This is a genomic window from Chloroflexus sp. MS-CIW-1, from assembly GCF_030444705.1.
In the GTDB taxonomy this organism is placed as follows: Bacteria; Chloroflexota; Chloroflexia; order Chloroflexales; family Chloroflexaceae; genus Chloroflexus.
Genome location: NZ_JAUBWR010000002.1, coordinates 258,266 through 280,496 on the forward strand (window position 1 = coordinate 258,266; position 22,231 = coordinate 280,496).

The window sequence follows — 22,231 nt, forward strand, 5'->3', positions numbered from 1 at the left end:
AAGATGGAAGAAAAATCTATGACTACAGGAACTTCTGACACAACAGACAGAACTCGTCGCCGTCGGCGACGGGTAAATGGTGACGCGGTGTCATCTGGTGAAGGTGACATCACCACTACATCAACCGTAGCAACCGCTGTTCTTGAAGAACCGGTGACCACCCAGGGCGCTGGTCTGCTAGAAATTGTCCCGGATGGGCATGGCTTTCTGCGCAATGCGCGACTCAGTCCCAGCACAGATGATGTGTATGTCGCTCAATCGCAGATTCGGCGCTTCAATCTGCGTACCGGCGATATGATTGAAGGTCGGGTTCGACCACCAAAAGAACTTGAGCGCTACCCATCACTGCTGTACGTCGAACGAATCAACGGCCTACCAGCAGAGATGGCGCAGAAACGTCCCCTCTTTGAACAGTTGACCCCTATCCACCCGAATGTGCAGATTGTGCTCTCTACAGAGCCAAATATTTTGCCCACGCGCATTGTTGATGTTATCGCACCGATTGGACGTGGTCAGCGTGGGTTGATCGTCGCCCCACCCAAGGCCGGAAAGACAATGTTGTTGAAAGCGATTGCAAATGGGGTGACGACCAATGCCCCCGATATTCAGCTTATTGTGCTCTTAATTGGAGAACGTCCCGAAGAAGTGACCGATATGCGTCGTTCGGTTAAAGGCGAGGTTGTTGCCGCTACCTTTGATGAACCGGTTGAACAACATATTAAGGTTGCTGAACTGGTGCTCGAAAAAGCAAAGCGCCAGGTAGAGCATGGCCGCCATGTCGTTATCCTGATGGATTCACTAACGCGCTTGACCCGCGCCTATAATATTGCCATGCCACCAAGCGGACGTACTCTCTCTGGTGGAGTTGACCCGGCAGCACTCTACCCGCCGAAGCGTTTCTTCGGTTCGGCACGTAATATCGAAGATGGTGGTTCACTGACCATTATCGCAACATGTCTGGTCGATACCGGTTCACGGATGGATGACGTAATCTACGAAGAGTTTAAGGGTACCGGCAACATGGAGCTTCACCTCGACCGGAAACTGGCCGAGAAGCGTATCTTCCCCGCCGTTGACATCCAGCGCTCAGGAACACGCCGTGAAGACCTTCTGCTTGATCCGGTAACGTTGCGCCAGAGCTGGATGTTACGCCGGATGGTCAGTATGCTTGGCGAAAATGAGGGCGCTGAGCTGATGTTGACCCGTATGGCCAAGACTAAGAGCAACGCCGAGTTTCTGGCCTCACTCGGTAAAGTTGGCTCCTGATTACCATCTGTCTGTGTCTGAACATCCGCTGATATGTCTGATCATCCGTTAAGTGGCATTGTGATAGCCGGCGGGCGCAGTCGTCGTTTTGGCACCGACAAGCGGCGATTACGATTGTGGGGAGATCAGGGACCGCATTTGCTTGGGCACGCCGTTGATTTGCTCAAACCACTCTGTGTTGAGACTATCGTCGTGATGAACGACGGCGCCGCGTGGTCCGATCTACCGGCTCGCATCGTCGCCGATGAAGAGCCGGGAAGTGGTGCCCTTGGCGGTCTGATCAGCGGTCTCCAGGCAATGCACACACCGGCAGCTCTGGTTATTGCCGCTGATATGCCACTCATTGAACCAGCACTGCTTTCAGCTCTGGCACACTGGCCGTTTGTTGGTGATGTGTTGGCGCCAACTGATCCTGGAGCACCAGGATCACCGCAACCACTTCTGGCTATCTACCGGCAGAGTGCCCTCGATCCGCTACGCCGGGCTTTTGCCGCCGGTGAACGCCGCTTACAAGTAGTATTAACGACGCTGCGTTGGGTTGATCCTGGCCCTGAACTCTGGCAGCAATTTGATCCGGAGTGCCGCTCTCTGGTAAATATCAATACGCCAGAGGATCTCGTGACGGTATCCAGGTGGTTAAAAAATCTTAAGATTGCTATCTTCGCCATTTTCCTCGCCAACAGGGTAGCACTGGATATGCATGCCTCCGGTACTGAATGGCGAGACAGCCGGGAATCCGTTTCTCTCGTAGCTCCAAGAGCAATTTCGTGCCTAAGTGGTATCCCGAATCAGGCGCGATGACCGCTCATTATCTTCGTCGGCCTTCCCCATTGCAGGCTGGATCAAGGCAATGACCATCGCGCGTACCGATCTGGCACAGGCAAATTGTCATGACACCACGCTCTTACTATTACTATTATTGAGTGTGTTGTTCGCTTGTCGGCATGTCGTACATCGATCATGTGATACTTCAATGTTCATCCACTTGAAAGAAAAGTTATTTTGCCAATCGGTCGTACACAGCCGTAGTTTATCTATGAGCACTATCCTGATGATTACCACGTGGGAACAGTGCCGTTTTGTATGATGGAAGTCCGACACGACAATGCAGCAGCAATCATTTCCTGGCCGATTCCTCGCTACACCAGCCGACCCCGCTTCGTCGGCACTCGATGTTTTGTGGCGTGAATTGTTGGTTGCTTACCATGGAACCTGTGCGATTAGTGGCTGTCAGGTTCGTGCTGTCTTACGACCAACGTTAATCGATCCCCAGGGGCCACTCGAACCGCACAATGCGCTATTGTTGCGCGCCGATCTGCAATTACTCTTTCAAGCCGGTTTACTCACCGTCGATGCCATGACTCTTGAGGTGCTGATTGCGCCTGAATTGCGCGATAGTGAATACGGTTTGTTGGTTGGACGACGGTTACGCCAACCAGAACGATTGGCGCTGCGACCGAGCCGACAGTTGTTAGCCGTCCATCATCGGCTGTTTCAGCTTGAACAACCGATTCCACCGGCAAGGGTATCGCAACAGCCGCTGTTATATCAGATACTGGCGGTGCAAAGCTGGGTAAGCAGTGTGGCGTTCAGCCCAGATCAACAGATACTGGCAACCGGATCATGGGATGGGATGCTCCGGCTGTGGAATTTACCCGATATTGAGTTGCGTCAGGCGATCAACGGTCATATCGGTGAGATCAACGCGATAGCGTTCAGCCCCGATAGTCAACTGGTGGCCGCAGCCGGTCGGCTCCATGGGGTACGAGTCTGGCGTGTGGCAGATGGAACGTTTCTCTTCCACCTTGGTGACCCAAAGCGCCATGGTGCTTGTTTCAGTGTGGCATTTCAACCGCAAGGTCATGTGATTGCCACTGGTGGTTGGGATCAGGTGATCTACCTCTGGGATCGCACTGATGGACAGTCAATCGGTACTTTCGTCGGTCACGAGGGCCTGATCAATAGTCTTACTTTTAGTCCTGATGGATCGTTACTATTTTCGGCCGGCTATGATCGAATAGTTCGCATCTGGCGAATGGCGGATCGCTCGCTGATGTACGCTCTACGCGGTCATGGTGATACTATCTTTAGCGTGGCAGCAAGTCCAGATGGTAGTCTGGCAGCAAGTGCCAGCGCCGATGGTATGATCTTTATCTGGCGTGTTACCGATGGTCAACCACTGCAAGTTCTGTCCACACCTGCCGGTGCATGTTTTGGGCTGGCATTCAGCCCCGATGGTCGTTACCTCGCCAGTGCCCACTACGGTCGGGTTGTTTGCGTCTGGCAAATCAGTGATGGAACGTTACGCTGGGAACTCGGTTCCCATAATGAAAGTGTTACCTGTGTTGCATTTACCCCAGATGGTCATCTGCTGGCCAGCGGTAGTTATGACTCGACAGTGCGTATCTGGTCATTTCGATAGCCATGTCTGCTCATCATCAAGCTGTTCGTGCCTTCTACCGTCAGACCGACTGGATGTTTCGCGTGTTCGGCTGGATTCGTGGGTCGCAGGCGATGCATGCCGGGTTATGGCAGCAGGCGCGCAGTCATCGAGCTGCACTTCGTTCCATTGATGAAACGCTCTTGGCGACCGTTGACCTGAAACCGGGTGAGTGTCTGTTAGATGCTGGCTGTGGCGCCGGGGCCAGTGCCAACCGCATTGCAGCCAGCCACCAGGGGCCGGTCATCGGCATAACGATAGTACCCGAACAGGCAAAACGTGCCCGGCGTGCTGGTCATGCGCAGTTTCTTTGTGCCGATTACGCTGCCACCCCTTTACGGAGTGGATGTTGTGATGTGATCTGGATGCTGGAGAGTATCTGCCACGCGCCCGATAAACCAGCGCTCCTTACCGAGATCATTCGCCTGCTTCGTCCGGGCGGACGGTTGATCGTTGCCGACCGCTTTGCCGCTCGTTCCACGCTGACATCTGCCGAGCGTCAGCAACTACGGGCCTGGTTGCAACCGTGGGCCATGCCTGATCTGCTGACTGCCGATGAACTGGTTGCGTTAGCAGAGCATACCGGTTTACGGTTACGCCAACGTGATGATCTGACGCTCAGCGCCGGGCCATCGTTACGATTCCTCGGTCATTTTGCGCAATTAACTCTACCTGCGGCCCTAATCCTTCACGCCCTACGCCTACAGTCTAATCTCCAGATAGCCGCCATGCGAGCCTGTATTGCCCAGACCAGAACACTGAATGCCGGTCTATGGCGCTACTATCTTCTGCTCTTTGAAAAGCCGGCACCAGGCAACATGAACACGACCGTCTCGTATCTCGGATGAGTATACTTGAAAAACAGTAGTAAACTCATACCTGATCCAGGGAGTGGGATGGTGTATGCAATCCTCTCATGAGCAGTCACAGACTGAACAATTTCGCACTCTGCAAATGACTGTGCTGATGACACCGGATATGGCCAATTTTGCCGGTAATGTGCATGGCGGTCATATTCTGAAACTGCTCGATCAAGTGGCATATGCCTGTGCTTCACGCTATTCTGGACGCTACGTTGTCACCGTTTCAGTAGATCAAGTCATCTTTCGGGCCCGGATTCATGTCGGCGAGCTGGTTACATTTTTGGCTTCGGTCAACTATACTGGAAACACCTCGATGGAGGTTGGGATTCGAGTGGTCGCCGAAAACATTACCGCTCGGACGCAGCGTCACGTGATGACCTGCTACTTTACGATGGTTGCCGTTGACGAGGAGTTTCGTCCGTGCCCGGTGCCACCTCTCCGGATCGAAACTGCCGAACAACGACGGCGCTGGATGGCAGCCCGTCTACGCCGTGAGTTACGACGAGAGATCGAGCAGCGTAGTCTGGAGATTCGGCAGCATCCAGAGGATTTTCTCAACGAACTGGATAGTGAGCCGCATTAGGATGTGCTGGCGAGCCACACCTTATTCCTTCCCGATCAAAAACGACAGGAAGGATAAGGTGCGGCAGCCCCCCCACTGAAAAGGGACGTCCAATTTCCGTCTTCTTCCGTTCCTCATCTATGAGCAAGACGTGATACGAGTAGGATGCAGTCATATACCTTACAGCATAGATCGTGTCTGAAAAACACTCTTACTACCTCCGGGAGTGCGGGCCACTAGCTCAGGTCTTGTGGTGCGTGACCAGGAACTATCGCTCGCCGCATCAGTATGTCGCTATCCAGAGTGGGTTGCCCCTACCACTTACCCCTATCCCCGCTCCTACCACTGTCAGGCGGGAAAAAACTTTGAAAATCCCACACAACCTTACCGCATTGACGAGCCTGCTCTGTCTGCGTATACTACGAGTATGATACGAATTTTAGTTATTGAAGATGAGACTGAAATAGCCTCATTTCTGCGTCGGGGCCTTAGTCTTGAAGGGTATCAGGTCGATGTGGCCTTCGACGGCACACGCGGTTTAGAGTTAGCAGCTACGATTGACTACGATCTGATCGTACTTGATCTGATGCTGCCGGGCGTTGATGGTTTCGAGGTCGCTCGTCGACTCCGTGCAGATTCAAATGTGCCTATCATTATGCTCACAGCACGCGATGCCGTGCGCGATCGGGTAGCCGGCCTTGAGGCCGGGGCCGATGATTACCTGGTAAAGCCGTTTGCCTTCGAGGAATTACTGGCACGGATTCGGGCCCAGTTGCGCCGTCGGCAAGCTGCTCAATCGCAAGATGTGTTGCGTTTCGCCAACTTAACGCTCGATACCCGCTCACGGGAAGTACGTATCGGTGAACGACGGGTAGAACTGACTGCGAAAGAGTACGATCTCCTCGAACTCTTTATGCGCCATCCCAATCAGGTCCTCACCCGCGATATTATTTACGACCGGGTATGGAATTACGATTTCGGGGGTGAGAGTAATATCCTCGAAGTGTATGTACGCTATCTGCGGCAAAAACTCGAGGCGAATGGTGAACCGCGTCTGATTCATACAGTGCGTAGTGTGGGTTATATTCTCCGCGAAGAGTAGGCAACAGGTGAACAACCTATCTCAATTCGAGGGGAATGGTCAGTTAGTATTTCAAGTAGGGCAAACGCTCTGTATAACCTCATGTATCGGAGCGACTTGCCATCATGTTGCTGTGAGTACACGGTAACCACTAGCGTTTGGTCAGCAATCCTGTTTTTTTATTCTTCATCTCAACCACCTACGCATCGGGTATTTTAACTAATGACTCCACTGCAAAAACGAGTCGACAAATTTTATCCGAATACCCTCCTCAAAATGGGCAAACCTTAATATAATGCGGGCAACCCAAACTCTCGGAGAGCCGTCATGTTCCGCAAGAACAGCCGTCACCTGCACATCCCTCTCCCCAGCCATGTGGATGAATTGCCTGAGCCGCTGCGCAAACGCTTGCACAACTCTTGGGCGGAAACCTTCTCCCAGCACTTCTTTTGCCGTCTGGATGAAACGCCCTGCGAAGGGTGGTAGGCAGACCTGCCTTCGCGTCCGCATGTGCCAGTCACCGTGCTGGTATCGCTGGAATTTCTCAAAGCAGCCAACGGTTAGACGGATGCAGAATTGGACGATAACGCCTGCTTCGACGTTCTGGTGCGCTATGCCATTGGGTATCGTCAGTTGAGCGCGGGGGATGTTGACCTGCGCACCTTGTACTCCTTCCGCGAACGTCTCAGCCGCTATATGCAGGAAACCGGCGTCAATCTCCTTGACCAGGCCTTCGCGCAGGGGACTGACGCTCACATCCATGCCTTTTCGCGCAAGACGGGCAACCAGCGCATGGACAGCACGCTGCTGGCTTCCAACATTCGGCGGATGGGACGCGTGCACCTGCTGGTGACGGTGTTGCAGCGGGTGCATCGTATGGTGGGGGAAGCCGACCAGCGGCGCGATGCGGAGTTGTTGGCGCCAGATCTGAAGGGGCATGCCGGGCAATACGTCTATCGCCTGAAGACGGAAGACCTGGCCGAACAGCTTCAGCGCATCGGCACGGACATGCGCCGCCTGGTGCGCGCATTGGAAGCGGAGGATCACACCCACCCGACCTACGCCGTACCGGCGCGGGTGGGCGTGGAACACTGTCGGGTAGTCGCCGAGCGGTTGGAGGGCAAAAAGGGAGACGAATTGAGCGCTTCCCGTCCGCAATCGCCTGACGACCTGGAGGCGGCCTACCGCGCAAAACACGGACAACGTGTGCCGGGGTTCTCCGCCCACCTGAGCCAGCCTGGCGACCCAGACAATCCCGTTCAACTCATGACGCATTCCGCACGTTGCACCGGCCAACACTGACGACCCCCAGGTGCTGCTGGAAGCCGCTCCCCGCTTGCAAGCACGCACCGGCTTGCGGGCTGCCATCACAGACGGCGCCTCTGCCAACGAGCAACCCGATGCCTTGCTGCATGCCTTGGGCATCACGCACATTCAGACGGCGCTGCGCGGACGCACTCCCGATGAACATCGTCTGGGCCTGCACGACTTCGCGGGTGCCTGCGCTGCAGACGGTCAACCGCAACAGATGACCTGCCCCAACGGGCACACGGTCGAAGGCACGCACTCGGCAGAGCAGGCCTCCTTCCTGGCCCGCTTCCTGCAAGCGACCTGTCAGAGCTGTCCACTGCGCGAGACATGCCCGGTGACCCCGTACAAGCAACAACCCGACACCCGGTTGCGTTTCGACCAGGCCGCTCTGCGGCGTGCACAACGGCGGAAAATCGCCCAAGCCGACTGTCCCCTCGGACACCATCTGCGTGCCGCTATCGAAGCCATTGTGCGCAGCGTCAGGCATCCTTTTCCGGCAGGCACGTTGCCGGTACGAGGGGTGTTCCGGGCTGCCGGGATGGTGATAGGTTCGGCCACCGTGAGCACCATGCGGCCAATGCACCGTTACCTGCTGGCGTAGCAAAAGGCGGAATGGCCTGGAGGACCGAAAGAACAGAGCAGCCGTCAAGCAGAAAATGCCTTGGCACCGGCGGCAGATATGATTGGTTCGCTTTTCCGGTGCTTCTTCCTTGCCCCTGAGCGGCGTTCCATCTCATGTTTCAGTTGGTAACGTTCAACCTTTTTGCACAGGAGTCGATCTTGGAACGATAGAGACTATGAGATTCTCTTACGGCAAGCGGTAAGACCAAGGTCGTAGTTTCACTCATCACCAAAACAACCTCTTGAAATCATCTGTTTAGAGCCCCATAGGGAGCCGGACTCTAGTTTGACTTATAGTACGCGATAGTGTATAACGGTGCTCATGGAAAACACCATGCGCACAGGGAAAGCCGCAACACTCCTTGGTGTCTCGGTCAAGACGTTGCAGCGTTGGGAACGCGAAGGAAGGCTGATTCCGGTGGCCCGAACGGACAGCAACCGCCGTCTCTCCCCTGAGACGCAAATCCGTGAGTTCATCGGTTTGCGGCAGGCGAACCATGCGCCAACCACGCTGGTCGCCTCCTGTCGGGTATCGCGTGCGGCACAGCAGCCGGACCTGGCGAATCAGCGCAACGTGCTGGAAGAGGTCGTGGTGGCGAAGGGATTGGCGGGGGTCGAGTGTATCGAGGAAGTGGGCGGCGGGCTGAACGTCACGCGCAAGCGGTTTCTGGCCCGTATGGACGAGATCGGGCGACGGGACGTCACGATGCTGATCCTCGCGCACCGGGACCGCCTCACCCGTTTCGGCGTTGAGTGGTTCGAACATGACGCCAAAACCCATGGCTGCGCAGTGCTGGTGCTCACCCAGGAACGGCTGTCTCCCGAACCGGAAATGGTGCAAGACGTGATGACCATCGTGCACGGTTGTTCGTCTCGGCGATACGGTGTGAGGAACGATCGAAAGCAGGTGGATGCAGCGCTGAAACAGGATGCACATGGCGTCAAACAGGCCCAACCATGCAACGAACCCACAAGATCGCTCTTTGTCCGACTCCTGAGCAGGTGGACTACGTCAAGCGCGCCTGCGGCACGGCGCGGCGTGTCTGGAACTGGGCGCTCAATGAGTGGAACAGGCAATACGCAGCAGGCGGCAGGCCAAACGCCATGGCGCTCAAAAAGCAGTTCAACGCCATCAAATACACCGACCCACAGTGGCTCGACGAGAAGGGACGGCCGTGGTTGCGAGACATTCACCGGGACGCACACGCCCAGCCGTTTGCCCATCTCGCCAAAGCCTGGGAAAGATTCTTCACCGACCTCAAGGCTGGCAAAGAGGCGCACGCACCGCGCTTCAAGAAAAAGGGGCGCTGCCGCGACAGCTTTTACGTAGCCAACGACAAGTTCCGTCTGGACGGCAAGACGATCCGCCTACCCAAGATCGGCGACGTCGCCATGACCGAGGAACTGCGCTTCAAAGGAAAGATACTGGGCGCGACGGTCTCGCGCACGGCGGATCGTTGGTTTGTGGCCATACAGGTCGAAGTGCCTGATGCGCAATGCTATCGGCGTCGCACGGCGCACGATGTCAACGGCATCGACTTGGGCGTTACGGCTGCCGCAACGATCTCCAGCGGCGAAGTCATCGAAGCGCCAAAGCCGCTCAACGCAGCGCTGCGTCGCCTCAAGATTCGCGGTCGGCGTCTCAGCCGCAAGCTGCAAGCCGCCAAAGAGATGGCGGGGTTTGGACGCCATGCCCGCCTGCCCAAAGGAACGCGCCTGCCGGTATCGAACAACCGGCGAAAGTCCGCTGCGACATTGGCAAGGCTCTATGCCCGCCTTGCCAATCTCCGAGCGGACGTTACTCATAAGCTCACGACCCGACTCTGCCGCGAAAACCAAGCGGTAGTGATCGAGGATGTAAACGTCAAAGGGATGCTCGCGAACGAGAGACTCGCCCGCGCCATCTCTGACGTGGGCTTTGGTGTGTTCCGCTCGCAGGTGGAATACAAGGCGAAACGCTACGGTACTCATCTCATCATCGCCGATCGTTGGTATCCAAGTAGCCGACTCTGTTCCAAGTGTGGCTGGAAGAACGAGGCGCTGACGTTGAGCGATCGAGAATGGGTGTGTGCGCAATGTGGCGAGCGCCATGACCGTGACCTCAATGCGGCGCGGAACCTGAAACGGCTGGCAACCGAAACTGCCCTACCCGTGGCGAGTCCGACCAGTAATGGCGGCGCTGCAGCGGGGACCGTCCCCGCCGCAGCCGGGAAAGTCACGCCTGTCAGAGACGACGGTGGTCATCAAGACACGTCGGGGCAGGAAGAGAAGTGTGCGCACTTTTGCGCACTTTCTTGATAGCAGATAAGCAGCCTAACGGCTTGCGCTTCAGCCGCCGCGAAGCGCAGCGGAGCGGCGTCAACTGCAAGCCGGTGTTATGCCGCTTTTATTCAAGTTCACGACTGATATAAAGCGAAAAATCGCCGTCGCTCATAACCTTGTGAAATGATTGCTCCCAAGACTTCCAATACTGGATATGTTCTGATAACGGTAAATACACTGCTTTGTCATCTAAAGAACCTGATAATACAACTTTTTCAGTCATAATTCGTGCAATTTCTGTAAAATAGGCTGATAAATCAGATTTTGAACCAGCGAACTCTTCGTTGCCAACTACCCAGTATTCGGAAAATGGATTCACACCGTCAAAAACAAGACGATAATTTTCGGGACCAAATTCGTAATGGCTTCTGGAAAAATGTTCTAATTCCCTTATCGCTGCATAAGCATTGCCCCTGAAGTAATCTGAGAAGTGGGATGCAGACGGATATATTTCGGGAACGGTCAGGATGCAAAGTGCTAGCGATTCAGGAAACATATTCTTCAAGAAATAACCAATATCAAGAAATAGTCCACTACCAGTATCACCGCATAACAAAGCAATCACAAATATACGCTCGGGTTGAAACCCACTTCCAAGAAATCTATCAATATTTGCCAATCGCCCGTTCTTGCCTTGCAACAAATCGTAGTACAAACAAACGCACCGAATGCGTCTGTTTAAATTGGGGAATAACAAGGTGCTTGAACGATCATCGCTATATGTTCCTATCTAGACCGGCAAACCTGACGTGAGAAACTGCTGCTCCAGGCCGCGCACATAGGCGTCCGGATCGCGGCGGAAGCGCAGACCCTGCGCACGGGTGGCGAAGCGTGCCCACACCGCCTGGCGCACCTCGCGCCAGGCAGCGACATTTGATGGCGCCAACTCAGCGGCCGTCCAGCGCTGCAGCCGGCTGGCGACACTCGTTATCAGGCGCACTGGGCCACGCAACACCGTGTCGGGCGTCCCCCGTTTCCGCCCAGTCGTACGGCGCTCGTGATGACGATGCTGCCCGAAGCACTGCTCCAGTCCATGATTTGTGCGCGGGATGTCCAGATGCGTATCGCAGTGGAACAACCCCGGCGCGTAGCTGCGCGTCACCTTCAGGACGTGCGTCAGCGCACCTTCCAGCGTGCCACCGTGTCGCTTCACCAGTCCCATCCGTCGTCGCACCCGCAGGTAGGCGGCCTGCACCTGGTCGGCTGGCAGTCCCGCCCCAGTGTTGAGCACCGTCGCCGCCTGCCAGACCAGTGTGTCGGCGCGTCGGATTGGCGCCCACAGCGCGGCGGTCTCGTCCAATGCTCGCTCGACCAGTCGGAGCAGTGTGGTCAGCAGCGGACGCGATCCCCCTGTTGCGCCATCGCCTGCATGCTGCGCTGGATCTGGCGGAGACGCTCCTGCAACCGCAATCCGGGCCCATCGAGCGGGGCCAGCCCATCGTCGCTGAGCGCGCTGCGGATGGCGACCGCATCCACGCCCTCCAGGGTCGCCGCTGGGTTGTCCTGCTCCGCCCCAGCGCGCGCAAGCGGGCGCACTCCGCGCAGGCGCTTCTTCCGCTCCTGCTTCGCATGCCGGTCAGCCTCGGAGACCAGCGTGGCCGCCGCTTGCAGGTAGGGAACCTGGCAGCGCTGATGCGGCACATCCGGCAGCGCCTGCGCCATCGCGTTGCGCACCGACGGCTGACCATCCGAGATGACCCCGACGATTGGGACGGCAAGCGCCTCCTTGACCGCAGTCAGCAGCGGCGCGCGGTCGTCAGCGGTGGCCGCCAGCAGGCTGCGCGCCAGCAGGATGGCGCCGGACAGCCAGTCGCGCACTCCCCAGCGGACGTCGTTCCCCACCGTCGGCTGCCGGCCATCGCGTGCCAGCACCACCTTCCCAGCCGCCTGCGTCGCCGCCCTGAGCCGGGCCGGGTCGTTCAGTTGCAGCGCCACCAGCGCATCATCGCGGTCGCGCACGTTGGTCACCCGGCGCTCGCTGATCGGCAGGTGGCGGGCCTGGAGTCGCTGGTGGATCGCAGGGACGCTGGCGTGCGCCTGGGAGCGGAGACGGCCGACTTCGGCGATGACATCACGGCCAAACGCGTGCTGCGGCAGGCTCTAGCGCCCCTCGGCCTCGGGACGGTAGGGTGTGTGAGCGCGTGGGCAGGTCGACGTGCGGCACTGCTGCATGCGCAGGCGCAACTCGACCACCCCCTCCAGCGTGACCACCCGTCGGCGATTGGGATCCGGTCGCCAGGTCGGTCCACCGCAGAGCGGACAGGTTGGCTGCAGGCACTGCAGCACCTCGCTGCGCACAGCCGTCGGGCGATTCAAGCGTTTCCTGCGCGACTCCTTCACGAAACAGCGATGTGTCGCTATCCTACGTCTTCAGTGGGGTCACGTCAAGCTGACTTTGCCGGTCTAGAGCACATTGGAGCGTAATTGGTGCGTATTGTTTGAAAGCTCTTGCTTTGCCTGCTCAAGCGCTTGCTGATATGCTTGCTGTGCTTCTAAGCTTTGCATTTCGGAACGCTGAATAATCAATTTTAACCAATTTCGATAAGAATAACTCAATTGCTCGATACAGTGTGATCTTTTTGCTAAGGCTGCTTTGCGTCGTTTACTGTTTATATAGATCCCTGTTGCAGTGAGGAAGATGGGCAAAATACACCAAGTCGCTGGCATAGGATTAGATTCTGGTGAAAAAAGACTAATCTGATTAAGAGACCGACAAAAATCAAAAATCCTATTGCTAGCAAAGTAGCACCCAGAAGGCTTTCTGAATCCACTGATTTTTTGCTAATTCTGCCAACTTCTCGAATTTGCTCCTTAATTGAAGACATATCACCTGACTCAAAATCTGCTTTTACTGTTATATGTTCATTTTTCTCTATCTCTGAAAGCATCTGAGCGCGCAATTTTTCTCTCGCTTGTTCTCTGCTCGCCCTATGTTCTTCCTTAACTCCACTCATGGGCAATTCTGCATCCAGGATTGTGGTGATGTATTTGTCCCTTGCCTGTTCGTACTCCCGCTTTGCTTCTTGCTCGGCGGCGGCCTTGTCTGCCTGGATTTGCTCCAGGGTACGCTCCAGGCGCTCTTGGGCCTCGGCGATTTGCTGCTGATACTGGCTTACTGCGCTATGGAGCGTGTGCAGGATTTGGCGTTGCTGTTGGATCAATGCTGAAACGGTCATTGTACACCTCCTGTGTTTATTTTATGCGCGTTTGACTTTGCCATTGGGCATCGGCGGTGGTGGTGAGTTGGCTATGGTGCGCCGTCGTCTGGCGCAGGCGTCGCAGGATGACGCGTTGTTCTTGAATCAGGATGGGTTCGGACATGGAAACATTCCTCCGACAGATCTTTCAATCAGCCGTCCGATTCGGCCTCATTGCCGCTTGAGCGAGAGGCACAATGAGGCCCTCGCGACGGGCTATCTCAATGAGGGCACTGCTGTCATCCTCTTCAAACTGGCGCTGTCCAACCGCAACAGGTTCGATGCGACTATCGGTGCGGGCCGCCACTCGCCATAGCAGGTTCACGTCATCCCGCCGGCGTTCGTTGTCAAACCGGGGTGACACCACCAGCACATCAATGTCGCTCCAGGGGTCGGGATGACCACTCGCCTGAGAGCCAAACAGTACACCAAAGCGAACAGGAATACCATGCCGCACCAGGGCTTGCAGGTACCGCCTGACCACCTTTACAATCGCTTCATCAGCCATCGGTATATCTCCTGTGCCCGCCGCAAATAGCCTTCTGCTTCATCTTGGGAGGGTGGTGGAATCAGCACATCGGGATAACGGCCTTCGATGTGAAAGGCGTTTATCTCCGCCAGGACATCTACCTAGGCCTGACTCAGGGGAAGTGCGGCCAGTTCAGCCAGGCGTACCAGGTTATGGACAGGTTATGGAGCCTGGGAGCCAAATCCTGGGTATGACGGCATACATGAGCTTTGAGCAACTTTTCCAGGCTCAAATGGACAAAGAATAGTCCATGGCGTGTTCTGCCGCGTTCGATCAATTCCTGAGCGATTTCCCAATCTTCAACCGCTCCGTCTCGCCAATAAGCCACCTGTTTTTCAATATTGATCATGACCTTTAGTTTCCGCTAACTGATGTTGATAAAAAGGTTGGTAATGGGTTCAATGCGTGGTAATCTTGTGTTACCCAACATAAGACCACAGCAAGGAGCCCATTACCATGACAAATCATACCACAAGTGTTTTGGTTACGTTGCTTCAACGTCTTCTGGTGGGGACCAATCTTGCCCTGTTCCATTTCATGGGGATGATGGTGAGCGGGGCGCGCTTGCCGAACCGTGGAGCCATGTTTCCGGCGCTGAAAGCAACGGGATTGTCGGATGCGGCCATTCGCAGGGCGTGGGTAGCCTTTCGCAAAGGCACCTGGCAGATAGACGTGCTGTTGCATCTGTGGCGGGAATATGTGATGGGATTGAAAGGCTGGCAGGAGCATCGTTACGAAGGATATGTTCCGGTGACGGTGGATATCACGGTGTTTTGGCGTCCAGCGCTGAAAAGATGCCCCAGCAAGCACGATCACCCGGCGGCCAATCGGGCTTTGCCGGCGGTGATTTGTGGCATCAGCGGGGAAGTAGGTGAACTGAATGGGCAGCGGATGGCCCTGCCACGGGCTTTTGAACGGGTACATCCCAAAGACACGAGCGAGAACGGTTTGTGGCAGATGACGCTCGAACACGTCCAGAAAGGTCTTCGGGAAGACGAAATGGTGGTGGTGGATGCCGGGATGAAAATCAGCGTTCTGCAAGAGACGGGGATTGAGGGCTATGTCATCCGCCTGGCGACCAATTTCACGGCACGGCGCAACGTTCTCCCCGACCATCACCGCGGGCGCAAGGCGAAGGATGGTAAGCTGGTGCGACCGTTGCCGCGCCAGTATAACGGCAACACGCTGGCAGCCACCCCACCCGACGAAACATACACCTGGGAGGAGAACGGACGTCGGCTGCGCGCCGAGATTTGGCGCGACCTGGTTGTGAACGAGGTGACGCCTGACCCGCAGCACCGGGTTTTTGACGTGTACGCCATCTCCGACCCGGCTTTCAAACAGCCCTGGCTGTTGGCGACACCTGTCAAACTCAAGCCAGAAAGTGTGCGGGCCATTTCCAAAGACCGCTGGCCGGTGGCGCACATCCCGTTGAGTGCCAAGCACATGGTCGGCGCCCACCGTCAGTTTGTTCACAACCCGGAACGTGTCCAACGCTTGCCCGCATTGGCGCTCCTGGCTGGCTCAATGTTGAGTTTCCTGGCGGCCACATTCCCCGCTCCCCCAACCGGCTTCTGGGATCGTAAACCCCACCGAACGCCAGGGCGCTTCCGCCGCCTGTTGATCGGCCAGCCATTTCCGAAAGATGTCAATCTTCCGGGGCACCTTCGCGAAAAGAAGTCGGTGACGGGGCATGTGCCCAAAGGAAACCTGGCGCGATGGCTGAAAACGGCCAACATGGCGGCAACGTAGGCCGTCTGGCACGCACAAACAGGTTATGTTGTAAGGCTCAAACCTGCCGGAAGCCAATTCCAGCGCACGAGGCTGGCAACTTTTAGCGGAAAGGAAAGTCATGACTCGATTTCCCTAAATCTACCAGGAAAGTTCTTGGTTTTGCGTCTCGGCGGTGAAAGCCCGGCATCCTCCTACCCAATCATCGGGATGAGATTCTCCAGGGCAATCTTGCGCTCCGTTTTCAGGCCAGAGATGTATTCGGAGGCATCCAGAATCTCGATGCCCACGATGCGCCCGTCGGGAGCGTCGTTGATAGCGACTTCTTCGCTCAACCGCTGGGTGGTCACCTCGACCGGTTCATCGCTCAGGCGGATATACAGGGCATCTACTTCGGGATCATACGTGACTTTCATCGGTTTCTCTCCTGACTAAAACTCGAAGCAGAGAGCGTCAGAGTTTGACGGCGTTCTCGGTTTCCGGCCCGAAGGTCTCTATGTGAAACTCGATTGCCGATTTCACATCGGCCAGGGCTTCTTCGTAAGTATCCACCTCTCCTACCACGACACCCTTCAATCCAAGCGGATAGGCTACATAGCCATCAGGATGTTTCTCAACGATTATCTTGAACTGCTTGACCATTTCTGCCTCCTTCAGGCAAGGTATCGTTCGACATAGGCTTTCCAAAAGTGATAACGCTGGGCGTAAGGGTCGGCCACGTGGGCCTGACAGACACGCAAGATTTTTCCAGCACGGCGCGATCGGCCAGGGCGGCCTTGCGCAACTCGGCCCAATCCTGCCGCTTGCCGCGGGCGATGATAGCGGCCAGGGTATATTGCTGGTGGGTAAGATGGCGGTGCAACATCTGCCCCTCCTCTACTTCACACTTCTCCTCGCCTCGGCAATGACCTGCGCCAGGCGTTCCATCTCACGCTGGACGGCGGGCGGCTGGGGCACCAGCACTTCCCAGTATTCCTTTTCAAAATCGCGGCGCACCAGGTCGGTCCACACCTCTTTGGTCTCCTCCCAGCGCAGGGCGAGGGCTTTCCACTCGGTCTCCAGTTGGGAAATGGCAGTGTTCAGGTTGGACATAGTTCTCTCCTGTTACAGGTGGTTCTCATCCTCGCTCCGGGCTGCCCATCATCCCTTCAATGGACTCGGGACCACACTCCCTCTCCGGGCTGCCGGCGGCTTTGGGATGGCTGCCCGCGCCGCTTGCTCCAGCCAGCGCTTCAGCCAGCGAAACGCCCTCCCGCAGCGGCTGCCAGGCGTCGCTGCCGGAGGGACGCACGTACACGCCTGCCAGCCCCGTCTCGCTCTGGATGACCATCGCCACGGCAGGGATGTTCTCCGATCCCAACTCCTTCACCAGAGCGGCGATGCGCTCGTTAGTCGGACTCCACTGGGCCGAAGTCGGGTCACCCATCTTCTCTGTCTGGGCGGCAATCCATTCAGGCGAGCCTTGCTCACCGTGCCGGGTCTGGCCAGGGTGGAAGGGCACACGGCCGTGCGCCCCTACAACTTTGGATTCTAGCACGATGAGCGGCAGTCCAGGTGCGGTGAAAACGCGGTCGAAGCCGTGTTTGGGTTGGTCGAAGGGGAGTTCCTGGAAGCCGGGCTGCTCACGCACCAGGCGCGCCGAGAGTTCTTCGCCCACTGCGCCCAGCGCGTGGCGCACGTCGGTCGCCAGCCAGCGGGTCACGGCGATGGCGGCAGCGGTCAAGCCCACGCCCAGCGCGGCCAGCCCGACGGCTGCAACAAAGGTCTCGCCTGCAGCCTGCGCCGGCGGAGTGGTCACGTAGCCGCCGGAGGAAATGCCCATTGCCACGTAGGATTGCAGCGTGGTAATCTTGCGTTCCAGGAAGGCGTTGGCTTTGGGCAGTTCGCCATCCAGCCAGGCTTTGAGTCGCTGCGCCTGACGGTGGTACTCATCAGCCTGTCTTTCTACCAGGCGGGTCCACTCCTGGACGGTACGCAGTTCGGCCTCCGCTTCGGCCAGATGAAGACGCGCGCGCTGGACAGCAGCTTCTTCTGCCGGGCAGGGGTGTTGGATGACGTTGCCGTTCTTATCGCGCATACGGCGGCTTTCCAGGCAACGCTGATAAGCCGCCCAGGCGCGGTTATAGACTTCTCGCCGACGGTTGATCTCGTTGCGCCAGTAGTTCAGCCGTTCCTGCAGCCAGTCCAGTGTGCGGCGGATTTCTATTTCGGCGGCGTTGAGGATTTCCTGCGCCTGCGCGTTGAAGCGAGTCAGATGTCCCTTGAATTCTTCCAACGCCTGGATAGACAGGACGTGAGCCGAAGACATCGCCCCTCCTTAACGTTGTTGCAGGTACTCCTCGATCCGCTGGGCTTTGCGCAACAGGAAGGGGATATGCTCATCGGCGGTGCGCATAAAGTGCGCAAGCACGCGCATCGTCTGCTCAAACTCCTGGGCGAACTTTTGGTGTTCCTAGTCGCGCCAGGTATCGCCCAGGCGGACGAACTGGGCCTGCAGGCGTGAGGTGCTCTCGCGTAACTGGTTGTTGAACTGCTTAAGTTCAGCCGCAAAACGTCGCAGGTCTTCAGGATTAGCAATGGCTTGGGGCATAAACAACCTCCAAACGGCTGTAAATGTGATAGGGCTGTGCCGCCCAACGGCTCGCGCATCAGCCGCAGCGCGGAGCGAAGCGGAGCAAGCGGAGCACTGTCGGCTGGATGCGCAGGTTAGCCCGCTTTCATCACAAACTTGAAATCAACAAGCCTAAACGTTTTCTTTTAACGTACTAAGCCTTGTGCTCTAAGATCTTCAAGAGTTATTGGTGGAAGTGGGTTGTTGCGATAATTTTCACGTACAACACTTTCACATTCTATTGGCCACTGCCAAGCCGAGCCACCACCTAAAAGAGTTCGTGGATCATTTGGACCAAGTAGAAGCTTGTGTTCTGTTTGGTCAACCCCTGGCTCATTAGACCAAAAATTGACGATTATCCAACCACCACTGGGAAGAATCCAGGGCTGGCCAACAACTGGTGCTCTGTGCGGCAGGGGAGTGCCCATTCCACAGTTTAATGGAGGGGCTGCAGTTCGTTGTGTAGGGATAGGCTGGTATATTGGTGTAGGTTGAGTGTTCTGTTGCATTGTTCCACACCCCAAATCCCGACTTGAAACTTGCTCCACCGAAACAGGGATACGCACTTCATACGTCCCACTCTTGCCATTCACCTGAACGTTTCCAGCCCGCACATCATCAGACCAGCGTAACACAAACTCCATATTCGTCCCAGGCGGCGCAACCAAACGCTGGCTTCCAAATGTATTTCGGTACTCGCTGTACTTAGCGGAAAGGCTACCTTGTACAATGGATTGATAACCCGCAGAAACGCCCGCTCCAAACTCAACAGTGGTTGCAAAGTCTCGTAACTTGGTTTGTTCGCTATCGCCTTTGCCGCCGCAGTTGTTGATGCGCACTATCTCATCATAGACAACAGTGTTTTTGCTGAGTTCAACAACTTGAACATCAGGGTTGGAAGCACATCCGCTCAAGAGCAGTAATACTAATGCGATTCCGCAAAGGATATGTTTGCTCATTCCACGTCACCGTAGCGGGCTAACGATCTGCGCTTGAGCCGCAGCGCCGAAGGCGCTGTCGGCTCAAAGCGCGGGTTAGCCGCCGTTTCTGTCAAACTCCCACATCAGAACAGTATCTGTGCCGTGCGGTGACTCTGCCAACAATTCTCCGTCGGCGCTGACAATCATTGCACCGCCAAAAGATGGGTCGTCGGTGTTTATCTCAAGAGCATTTACGATCAGCGTGGTAACACCCACTGCTTTGACGGCTTCTATATACACCTGTCGCTCTTCGGAAATCCACCGCTCAACATCAGGCGAGCGTTTATTGAAACTGCGTGCCATTGGCACGATCAACAAGTTCAGTGAGGGCTCCAATTCCCGTATCACATCCCCGTTGAACAAGTCACCGCAAATCAATAGACCCAGCCGTCCCAGTTCGGTATCAACGCTGCTTACAGTATCACCATTTACAAAAGGCGGCTTTTCTTCGATCTTCCGGTGCTTGAGAATGATTTTGCCCTTTCTATCTAACAATACGGCCGAATTGTACACGCCAGATTCTGCAACTTCCAACAATCCGAAGCAAAGATAGGTCGTATATCTCCTGGCTGATTGTCCCATTCGTTCAGTAATAGGCCCTGGTATGGGTTCGGCGAATTGCTTGAAGTCATCTTCCTCGTATAAGTAACCTGTGAAAGTACATTCGGGCAGGCAAATCAAATCAGGCTGATAATGGGCTATCTCTTCAAGGCATTGCCCCAGGCGGTCCAGGTTTGCTGAGGGATTACGAGGTTCGGTTTTGAGCGGGATAAGGCAAACACGCATAACTTACAGCCCCTTGATTACAGTGAGTAAGACGGCTAACGTTTGAGTTGAGCGGCGGCCCGAAAGGGCCGTCCGCTCGAACGAATGGTTAGGCCGCTACGCTCGCTTAATGGCCCGAGCAATGACGAGAAGCACCACCGCGCCGATGGTGGCGACCACGATGCTGCCGATCAGATCGCCATTGGAGCCGAGGCCAAGGAGACTGAACAGAAAACCGCCGATGAAGGCGCCGACTACGCCAACAACGAGATTGCCGATAAGGCCGAAGCCGCCGCCCTTAACCAGGACGCCAGCCAACCAGCCGGCAATGATCCCGACGATAAGAAACCAGATGAAGTTCATTGCGCTCTCCTTGCGTTGAAAAGGTGGCCACTAGCAGAACACAGTAACGGATGCTCGAAATGCCGACTGCTCAAAAATTCCTAGCGGCCTAACGATTTGCGCTTCACCTGCGCCGCGTAGCGCAGCGGAGCGGCGTCAGGTGCAAGCGCGTGTTAGGCCACACTATTTTCATCGAAAAGCGACATTTGCAAGGAATCTTCATCTTGTATTTGAGCAACTGGCACTTCTTGGAAGTTAATTCCGTCTTTTGTAAATGTAACCTGTGTTATTAAAAAAGACCTGTAATGCCCACTATATCGAAAACCACCGCCACGTTTCTTTTTCTCGAGCATCTCTTTCACTGGTTGGGTAATCACATCTCTTTTAGCACACTCTTCTCCAATTTTCGGCAATGTTCTGACGGATTTAGCCCCAACATAGCAGGCTCTCATTATGGATCCTAATAAAAGATCAGCAATTTGGAGAAAATTCGCATGCATATAATCTTCGGTATCAGGCTGATGCTTATTGTGATCAGATGGTAAGTGAGTAATAAGGGCATCTGGAGAAAAGGCAACATACTCCCGTAAAGGGCTTTTCCCATCATAGGTCAATCGCCAAACAATTCTGTCTTCATCCAACTGCCTGTGAGCAGAGTCACCATCGGAAATTATCCTGAACACTTCAACAGGATTAGAAGCATCATAGAGATAATGACATGCGCCCTTAAGCAATATTCGCAGAAGTGTCTCATCGTGCCTGAGTTTTTGCTCTTTGCGCGAATCACCGCCATATATATTCCAATCGGCGCCTTTTGGATAAAAAATTGTAGCAACTTTGCAATTTAGTGGACGGGGAAATATCTGAGGAGATTTACTGCGCAGGGCGTCTACAGCAAGAGTGATGGCTTTTTGGTATGCGTAATCATATTTCTTCCAAGTTCGACCGCTAATTTCAGTAAAATGTAATTTTCCATTGCAAGCAAACTCTTGGCGACAACGGATCAGTTCGGTTAAGAACATTTTCTGAGGGCGGTATTCTTCTTCGGCAATCCCAAGAAGTGGTGTCTCACTTCTAACTGATAATGTGACAGGCACGAAAAAGAGAACATGCCCCTTGAAATTTCGACCAGGCACATCTTTGGTCTCATCGTGATAAATGACAACATGGTGAAGCGAAGTGTTGCTCATCTGTCATCTTCGAAATGTGGCCTAACGTTTGAGTTGAGCGGCGGCCCGAAAGGGCCGTCCGCTCGAACGAATGGTTAGGCCGCTACGCTCGCTTAATGGCCCGAGCAATGACGAGAAGCACCACCGCGCCGATGGTGGCGACCACGATGCTGCCGATCAGATCGCCATTGGAGCCGAGGCCAAGGAGACTGAACAGAAAACCGCCGATGAAGGCGCCGACTACGCCAACAACGAGATTGCCGATAAGGCCGAAGCCGCCGCCCTTAACCAGGACGCCAGCCAACCAGCCGGCAATGATCCCGACGATAAGAAACCAGATGAAGTTCATTGCGCTCTCCTTGCGTTGAAAAGGTGGCCACTAGCAGAACACAGTAACGGATGCTCGAAATGCCGACTGCTCAAAAATTCCTAGCGGCCTAA

At 55.6% G+C, this 22,231-nt stretch carries 29 protein-coding genes and 1 pseudogene; 11 read left to right on the top strand and 19 right to left on the bottom strand.

Annotated features, from left to right (window positions below; all coding sequences use genetic code 11):
- Positions 1–3 precede the first annotated feature (3 nt).
- The 10 genes and pseudogenes from rho to QTO31_RS14045 all read left to right on the top strand — a co-directional run bounded on the left by rho (position 4) and on the right by QTO31_RS14045 (position 10,442).
- Positions 4–1,266, top strand: coding sequence for a transcription termination factor Rho (gene rho / locus QTO31_RS14005; RefSeq protein WP_031459916.1), 1,263 nt, complete (start codon positions 4–6; stop codon positions 1,264–1,266).
- A gap of 33 nt (positions 1,267–1,299) precedes the next feature.
- Positions 1,300–2,067 carry a molybdenum cofactor guanylyltransferase gene (locus QTO31_RS14010; protein WP_301429675.1) on the top strand — a complete coding sequence of 256 codons (768 nt, stop codon included), beginning with the start codon at positions 1,300–1,302 and terminating at the stop codon, positions 2,065–2,067.
- Positions 2,068–2,371: 304 nt separating this feature from the next.
- On the top strand, positions 2,372–3,688 hold the full coding sequence (locus tag QTO31_RS14015) for a WD40 repeat domain-containing protein (protein ID WP_301429676.1): 1,317 nt from the start codon (positions 2,372–2,374) through the stop codon (positions 3,686–3,688).
- A 2-nt stretch (positions 3,689–3,690) separates the two neighbouring features.
- The gene (locus QTO31_RS14020; protein ID WP_301429678.1) at positions 3,691–4,554 is read left to right on the top strand and encodes a class I SAM-dependent methyltransferase; all 864 of its coding nucleotides are present in this window, start codon (positions 3,691–3,693) and stop codon (positions 4,552–4,554) included.
- A gap of 55 nt (positions 4,555–4,609) precedes the next feature.
- Positions 4,610–5,152: an acyl-CoA thioesterase gene (locus QTO31_RS14025; protein ID WP_031459912.1), complete on the top strand. Its 543-nt coding sequence runs from the start codon at positions 4,610–4,612 to the stop codon at positions 5,150–5,152.
- Between the two features lie 406 nt (positions 5,153–5,558).
- Positions 5,559–6,233, top strand: coding sequence for a response regulator transcription factor (locus QTO31_RS14030; RefSeq protein ID WP_031459911.1), 675 nt, complete (start codon positions 5,559–5,561; stop codon positions 6,231–6,233).
- 555 nt (positions 6,234–6,788) lie between these two features.
- Positions 6,789–7,514, top strand: a complete 726-nt coding sequence (locus QTO31_RS14035; RefSeq protein WP_301429681.1) for a hypothetical protein — start codon at positions 6,789–6,791, stop codon at positions 7,512–7,514.
- A gap of 34 nt (positions 7,515–7,548) precedes the next feature.
- A complete protein-coding gene (locus QTO31_RS14040; RefSeq protein ID WP_301429683.1) occupies positions 7,549–8,124 on the top strand; it encodes a transposase in 576 nt (191 codons plus the stop codon).
- 342 nt (positions 8,125–8,466) lie between these two features.
- Positions 8,467–9,093: pseudogene (locus QTO31_RS19330) on the top strand (IS607 family transposase); the annotation flags it as partial.
- A gap of 8 nt (positions 9,094–9,101) precedes the next feature.
- A complete protein-coding gene (locus tag QTO31_RS14045; protein ID WP_301429685.1) occupies positions 9,102–10,442 on the top strand; it encodes an RNA-guided endonuclease InsQ/TnpB family protein in 1,341 nt (446 codons plus the stop codon).
- An 88-nt stretch (positions 10,443–10,530) separates the two neighbouring features.
- Here QTO31_RS14045 and QTO31_RS14050 read toward each other — a convergent pair whose 3' ends face one another.
- From QTO31_RS14050 to QTO31_RS14080, 8 genes are all read right to left on the bottom strand, one after another.
- A complete protein-coding gene (locus QTO31_RS14050) occupies positions 10,531–11,121 on the bottom strand; it encodes a tubulin-like doman-containing protein (RefSeq protein WP_160173283.1) in 591 nt (196 codons plus the stop codon).
- Between the two features lie 75 nt (positions 11,122–11,196).
- Positions 11,197–11,766, bottom strand: coding sequence for a hypothetical protein (locus tag QTO31_RS14055; RefSeq protein WP_301429687.1), 570 nt, complete (start codon positions 11,764–11,766; stop codon positions 11,197–11,199).
- Between the two features lie 29 nt (positions 11,767–11,795).
- Positions 11,796–12,434, bottom strand: coding sequence for a hypothetical protein (locus tag QTO31_RS14060; RefSeq protein WP_301429688.1), 639 nt, complete (start codon positions 12,432–12,434; stop codon positions 11,796–11,798).
- 641 nt (positions 12,435–13,075) lie between these two features.
- Positions 13,076–13,642, bottom strand: a complete 567-nt coding sequence (locus tag QTO31_RS14065; RefSeq protein ID WP_301429690.1) for a hypothetical protein — start codon at positions 13,640–13,642, stop codon at positions 13,076–13,078.
- Positions 13,643–13,658: 16 nt separating this feature from the next.
- A complete protein-coding gene (locus QTO31_RS14070; protein ID WP_301429692.1) occupies positions 13,659–13,787 on the bottom strand; it encodes a hypothetical protein in 129 nt (42 codons plus the stop codon).
- A gap of 24 nt (positions 13,788–13,811) precedes the next feature.
- Positions 13,812–14,171 (bottom strand): nucleotidyltransferase domain-containing protein, encoded by a 360-nt coding sequence (locus QTO31_RS14075; protein WP_301429694.1) that lies wholly within the window; start codon positions 14,169–14,171, stop codon positions 13,812–13,814.
- A complete protein-coding gene (locus QTO31_RS19335; RefSeq protein WP_367620641.1) occupies positions 14,150–14,239 on the bottom strand; it encodes a hypothetical protein in 90 nt (29 codons plus the stop codon). Before QTO31_RS19335 ends, QTO31_RS14075 begins: the two co-directional genes overlap by 22 nt.
- Before the next feature lie 65 nt (positions 14,240–14,304).
- Positions 14,305–14,541, bottom strand: a complete 237-nt coding sequence (locus QTO31_RS14080; RefSeq protein ID WP_301429696.1) for a HEPN domain-containing protein — start codon at positions 14,539–14,541, stop codon at positions 14,305–14,307.
- 107 nt (positions 14,542–14,648) lie between these two features.
- Here QTO31_RS14080 and QTO31_RS14085 point away from each other — a divergent pair, with 107 nt between their 5' ends.
- Positions 14,649–15,944 carry a hypothetical protein gene (locus QTO31_RS14085; RefSeq protein ID WP_301429698.1) on the top strand — a complete coding sequence of 432 codons (1,296 nt, stop codon included), beginning with the start codon at positions 14,649–14,651 and terminating at the stop codon, positions 15,942–15,944.
- A gap of 173 nt (positions 15,945–16,117) precedes the next feature.
- Here the strand turns inward: QTO31_RS14085 and QTO31_RS14090 are convergent, their stop codons facing one another.
- The 11 genes from QTO31_RS14090 to QTO31_RS14140 all read right to left on the bottom strand — a co-directional run bounded on the left by QTO31_RS14090 (position 16,118) and on the right by QTO31_RS14140 (position 22,139).
- Positions 16,118–16,339 carry a DUF2283 domain-containing protein gene (locus tag QTO31_RS14090; RefSeq protein WP_031460328.1) on the bottom strand — a complete coding sequence of 74 codons (222 nt, stop codon included), beginning with the start codon at positions 16,337–16,339 and terminating at the stop codon, positions 16,118–16,120.
- Between the two features lie 37 nt (positions 16,340–16,376).
- On the bottom strand, positions 16,377–16,565 hold the full coding sequence (locus QTO31_RS14095; RefSeq protein ID WP_035419501.1) for a type II toxin-antitoxin system HicB family antitoxin: 189 nt from the start codon (positions 16,563–16,565) through the stop codon (positions 16,377–16,379).
- Positions 16,537–16,788, bottom strand: coding sequence for a hypothetical protein (locus QTO31_RS14100; RefSeq protein WP_301429701.1), 252 nt, complete (start codon positions 16,786–16,788; stop codon positions 16,537–16,539). The genes QTO31_RS14095 and QTO31_RS14100 overlap by 29 nt, the downstream gene beginning before the upstream one ends.
- Positions 16,789–16,799: 11 nt before the next feature.
- Positions 16,800–17,015, bottom strand: coding sequence for a hypothetical protein (locus tag QTO31_RS14105; RefSeq protein ID WP_301429702.1), 216 nt, complete (start codon positions 17,013–17,015; stop codon positions 16,800–16,802).
- 25 nt (positions 17,016–17,040) lie between these two features.
- Positions 17,041–18,231 (bottom strand): hypothetical protein, encoded by a 1,191-nt coding sequence (locus QTO31_RS14110; protein ID WP_301429703.1) that lies wholly within the window; start codon positions 18,229–18,231, stop codon positions 17,041–17,043.
- A 144-nt stretch (positions 18,232–18,375) separates the two neighbouring features.
- Positions 18,376–18,513, bottom strand: a complete 138-nt coding sequence (locus QTO31_RS14115; RefSeq protein WP_301429705.1) for a hypothetical protein — start codon at positions 18,511–18,513, stop codon at positions 18,376–18,378.
- A 167-nt stretch (positions 18,514–18,680) separates the two neighbouring features.
- Complete coding sequence (locus tag QTO31_RS14120) at positions 18,681–19,493, bottom strand: hypothetical protein (RefSeq protein WP_301429706.1); 813 nt, start codon at positions 19,491–19,493, stop codon at positions 18,681–18,683.
- A 75-nt stretch (positions 19,494–19,568) separates the two neighbouring features.
- A complete protein-coding gene (locus QTO31_RS14125) occupies positions 19,569–20,300 on the bottom strand; it encodes a carbon-nitrogen hydrolase family protein (protein WP_301429707.1) in 732 nt (243 codons plus the stop codon).
- A 96-nt stretch (positions 20,301–20,396) separates the two neighbouring features.
- The gene (locus tag QTO31_RS14130; RefSeq protein WP_301429709.1) at positions 20,397–20,642 is read right to left on the bottom strand and encodes a GlsB/YeaQ/YmgE family stress response membrane protein; all 246 of its coding nucleotides are present in this window, start codon (positions 20,640–20,642) and stop codon (positions 20,397–20,399) included.
- A 152-nt stretch (positions 20,643–20,794) separates the two neighbouring features.
- Positions 20,795–21,811, bottom strand: coding sequence for a hypothetical protein (locus tag QTO31_RS14135; protein WP_301429710.1), 1,017 nt, complete (start codon positions 21,809–21,811; stop codon positions 20,795–20,797).
- An 82-nt stretch (positions 21,812–21,893) separates the two neighbouring features.
- The gene (locus QTO31_RS14140; RefSeq protein WP_301429709.1) at positions 21,894–22,139 is read right to left on the bottom strand and encodes a GlsB/YeaQ/YmgE family stress response membrane protein; all 246 of its coding nucleotides are present in this window, start codon (positions 22,137–22,139) and stop codon (positions 21,894–21,896) included.
- Positions 22,140–22,231 lie beyond the last annotated feature (92 nt).

Excerpts from the sequence above, each read along its gene's own strand:
- QTO31_RS14080 (WP_301429696.1), bottom strand. The coding sequence starts at position 14,541 with ATGATCAATATTGAAAAACAGGTGGCTTATTGGCGAGACGGAGCGGTT.
- QTO31_RS14030 (WP_031459911.1), top strand. The coding sequence starts at position 5,559 with ATGATACGAATTTTAGTTATTGAAGATGAGACTGAAATAGCCTCATTT.
- QTO31_RS14120 (WP_301429706.1), bottom strand. The coding sequence starts at position 19,493 with ATGAGCAAACATATCCTTTGCGGAATCGCATTAGTATTACTGCTCTTG.
- QTO31_RS14125 (WP_301429707.1), bottom strand. The coding sequence starts at position 20,300 with ATGCGTGTTTGCCTTATCCCGCTCAAAACCGAACCTCGTAATCCCTCA.
- QTO31_RS14100 (WP_301429701.1), bottom strand. The coding sequence starts at position 16,788 with ATGTTGCACCGCCATCTTACCCACCAGCAATATACCCTGGCCGCTATC.
- QTO31_RS14140 (WP_301429709.1), bottom strand. The coding sequence starts at position 22,139 with ATGAACTTCATCTGGTTTCTTATCGTCGGGATCATTGCCGGCTGGTTG.
- QTO31_RS14135 (WP_301429710.1), bottom strand. The coding sequence starts at position 21,811 with ATGAGCAACACTTCGCTTCACCATGTTGTCATTTATCACGATGAGACC.
- QTO31_RS14130 (WP_301429709.1), bottom strand. The coding sequence starts at position 20,642 with ATGAACTTCATCTGGTTTCTTATCGTCGGGATCATTGCCGGCTGGTTG.
- QTO31_RS14025 (WP_031459912.1), top strand. The coding sequence starts at position 4,610 with ATGCAATCCTCTCATGAGCAGTCACAGACTGAACAATTTCGCACTCTG.
- QTO31_RS14070 (WP_301429692.1), bottom strand. The coding sequence starts at position 13,787 with ATGTCCGAACCCATCCTGATTCAAGAACAACGCGTCATCCTGCGACGC.
- QTO31_RS14090 (WP_031460328.1), bottom strand. The coding sequence starts at position 16,339 with ATGAAAGTCACGTATGATCCCGAAGTAGATGCCCTGTATATCCGCCTG.
- QTO31_RS14015 (WP_301429676.1), top strand. The coding sequence starts at position 2,372 with ATGCAGCAGCAATCATTTCCTGGCCGATTCCTCGCTACACCAGCCGAC.
- QTO31_RS14095 (WP_035419501.1), bottom strand. The coding sequence starts at position 16,565 with ATGGTCAAGCAGTTCAAGATAATCGTTGAGAAACATCCTGATGGCTAT.
- QTO31_RS14010 (WP_301429675.1), top strand. The coding sequence starts at position 1,300 with ATGTCTGATCATCCGTTAAGTGGCATTGTGATAGCCGGCGGGCGCAGT.
- QTO31_RS14085 (WP_301429698.1), top strand. The coding sequence starts at position 14,649 with ATGACAAATCATACCACAAGTGTTTTGGTTACGTTGCTTCAACGTCTT.
- QTO31_RS14020 (WP_301429678.1), top strand. The coding sequence starts at position 3,691 with ATGTCTGCTCATCATCAAGCTGTTCGTGCCTTCTACCGTCAGACCGAC.
- QTO31_RS14045 (WP_301429685.1), top strand. The coding sequence starts at position 9,102 with ATGCAACGAACCCACAAGATCGCTCTTTGTCCGACTCCTGAGCAGGTG.
- rho (WP_031459916.1), top strand. The coding sequence starts at position 4 with ATGGAAGAAAAATCTATGACTACAGGAACTTCTGACACAACAGACAGA.
- QTO31_RS14065 (WP_301429690.1), bottom strand. The coding sequence starts at position 13,642 with ATGACCGTTTCAGCATTGATCCAACAGCAACGCCAAATCCTGCACACG.
- QTO31_RS14115 (WP_301429705.1), bottom strand. The coding sequence starts at position 18,513 with ATGCCCCAAGCCATTGCTAATCCTGAAGACCTGCGACGTTTTGCGGCT.
- QTO31_RS14075 (WP_301429694.1), bottom strand. The coding sequence starts at position 14,171 with ATGGCTGATGAAGCGATTGTAAAGGTGGTCAGGCGGTACCTGCAAGCC.
- QTO31_RS14110 (WP_301429703.1), bottom strand. The coding sequence starts at position 18,231 with ATGTCTTCGGCTCACGTCCTGTCTATCCAGGCGTTGGAAGAATTCAAG.
- QTO31_RS14105 (WP_301429702.1), bottom strand. The coding sequence starts at position 17,015 with ATGTCCAACCTGAACACTGCCATTTCCCAACTGGAGACCGAGTGGAAA.